1 protein-coding gene and 4 tRNA genes are annotated in these 2499 nt (G+C 44.0%); 4 read left to right on the plus strand and 1 reads right to left on the minus strand.

The window, feature by feature from the left end:
• Positions 1-19: 19 nt before the first annotated feature.
• Positions 20-95: transfer RNA gene (locus GTH32_RS07045), tRNA-Val, on the minus strand.
• Positions 96-362: 267 nt separating this feature from the next.
• On the opposite strand from GTH32_RS07045, the gene gltX reads away from it, so the two are divergent.
• The 4 genes from gltX to GTH32_RS07065 all read left to right on the plus strand — a co-directional run bounded on the left by gltX (position 363) and on the right by GTH32_RS07065 (position 2447).
• Positions 363-1772, plus strand: coding sequence for a glutamate--tRNA ligase (gene gltX, locus GTH32_RS07050; protein WP_163084544.1), 1410 nt, complete (start codon positions 363-365; stop codon positions 1770-1772).
• 86 nt (positions 1773-1858) lie between these two features.
• Positions 1859-1934 (plus strand) — tRNA-Ala (locus tag GTH32_RS07055).
• A 203-nt stretch (positions 1935-2137) separates the two neighbouring features.
• Positions 2138-2213, plus strand: a tRNA-Glu gene (locus tag GTH32_RS07060).
• A 158-nt stretch (positions 2214-2371) separates the two neighbouring features.
• Positions 2372-2447, plus strand: a tRNA-Glu gene (locus GTH32_RS07065).
• The last annotated feature ends 52 nt before the right edge of the window (positions 2448-2499 follow it).

Raw genomic sequence — 2499 nt, forward strand, 5'->3', positions numbered from 1 at the left:
TCGTTCCACTTAGAGAAAGTGGTGGACGCTACTGGGCTTGAACCAGTGACCCTCGCCTTGTAAGGGCGATGCTCTCCCAACTGAGCTAAGCGTCCGTCTTGTTTATTTACTTGCCTGGGCAAGTGGGGCGGTATTATAGAGTCGCTTCTCATACTGTCAATAATAAAATGAAAGAAAAATGACTGTTCGGCTGAAAAGTGTACATTTTGTATGTGTTTTATCATATTTGTATGACTTTTAAGCGCTTCGGGGGTATGGCTACATGAAAAACCACGCACATTTTTTTAAGTCTACTTTTGTGTTGCACCGTAAACAGGTAGAATGCGCGACATTTCCTTATGTTTACTAAATAGAGAGTTTTCATGTCGGTTGTAACACGATTTGCACCTAGCCCTACAGGCTACCTTCACGTTGGTGGCGCACGTACTGCACTATATTCTTGGCTTTTAGCGAAAAATAGTGGCGGAGAATTCGTACTTCGAATTGAAGATACAGATATAGAGCGTTCGACTGAAGAGGCAAAGCAAGCAATCTTAGACGGTATGCTTTGGCTTGGCTTGACGTGGGACACAGGCCCAATTTATCAAACCGATCGCTTCGACCGATATAAAGCGCTTATTCAACAATTATTGGACGAAGGTAAAGCATATAAATGCTTTATGAGTGCTGAAGAACTTGATTCAATCAGAGAAGCGCAAAAAGAAAGAGGCGAAAAGCCTCGTTATCCAGGCACATGGAGAGACAGAACGGATCACCCAGAAGGGGAGCCTTTTGTCATTCGTTTTAAAAACCCGCTAGAAGGGAAAGTGGTCATCAAAGATCATATTCGCGGTAACATCGAAATTAGTAATAGCGAACTTGATGATCTTATTATTCAAAGAACCGACGGAACGCCTACCTATAACTTCTGCGTTGTAGTGGATGACTGGGACATGGGTATTACTCATGTAGTGCGTGGTGAAGATCATATCAATAACACCCCACGCCAGATTAATATTTTGACTGCGCTTGGTGCGCCAATCCCTGAATACGCTCATGTTTCTATGATATTGGGCGATGATGGCAAAAAGCTGTCTAAACGACATGGTGCGGTTAGCGTAATGCAATACCGCGATGATGGTTTCTTACCACAGGCGGTTATAAATTACCTCGTTAGGCTGGGATGGTCACATGGCGATCAAGAAATCTTTTCTATTGAAGAAATGATTGAGTTATTCAGTTTAGACTCAATAGGCCAGTCAGCCTCTGCGTTTAATACTGAAAAACTAATCTGGTTGAACCAACACTATATTAAGACTTTACCTGCCAGTGAAGTTGCCGTGCATGCTAAATGGCATTTCGATGCATTAAATGTAGATTTAAGCGTAGGGCCATCGCTTGAGTCGGTGATTGCAATTCAAGCCGATAGGGTAAAAACGCTAAAAGAGTTGGCAGAAATCTCCACCTACTTCTATCAAGACTATGAAGATTTTGATGCGAATGCAGCGAAAAAGCACTTACGCCCGGTTGCGCGCGGGCCACTTGAGTTGGTAAAAGAGAAGTTACTGGCTATTGACGAGTGGAACCCAGAAAATATTCAAACAGCAATTAATGCCACTGCGCAAGAGCTGGAAGTGGGGATGGGTAAAGTGGGAATGCCATTGCGTGTTGCAGCAACCGGCGGCGGCAATTCTCCTTCGTTAGATGTTACCCTTAATTTGCTTTCAAAAGAGAAAGTTGGCGAGAGAATCGACAAAGCGCTCACTTTTATAGCAAACAGAGAAAATTCATAAAAAAACCGTTGACATGATTGGGGTGGATGCCTAGAATGCGCCCCGCTGTCACGGAACAGTCACTTAACACTGACTGGGACAATGATGGGGCCATAGCTCAGCTGGGAGAGCGCCTGCATGGCATGCAGGAGGTCGGCGGTTCGATCCCGCCTGGCTCCACCAATCTAACACTGGTTTAGCTTGTGATTAGCATGTTCGAAAGTAACTTACTTCGAATGAAGCTTAGCTTCAAATAAGGCCGTTAATACTCGTTCACGATTATTATCAGCGACAATATTTCATTGTATGGTAAAGAGTGCTTATTACTAAGCGCCTATAGCCTTGCAATAAATGTCAAAAGCAGCGCTTTTGATGAAAGATTTATTGTCCCCTTCGTCTAGAGGCCTAGGACACCGCCCTTTCACGGCGGTAACAGGGGTTCGAATCCCCTAGGGGACGCCATTTATATCGCGTCACAGTCGGTTAATACTGTGAAATAGGCTGGAGTTGTTAATCCAACTTCTGACTGAAAAGTTAGTAAAATATGCAAGTTATTCGGCACGCTGGTTAACATTGTTTACTAATAATATTGAAAGTTATGCTTTCAATGAATCATTTCAGTCCCCTTCGTCTAGAGGCCTAGGACACCGCCCTTTCACGGCGGTAACAGGGGTTCGAATCCCCTAGGGGACGCCATTTATATCGCGTCACAGTCGGTTAATACTGTGAAATAGGCTGGAGTTGTTAA

The organism is Alteromonas profundi, from assembly GCF_010500865.1.
GTDB classification, from domain to species: Bacteria; Pseudomonadota; Gammaproteobacteria; order Enterobacterales; family Alteromonadaceae; genus Alteromonas; species Alteromonas profundi.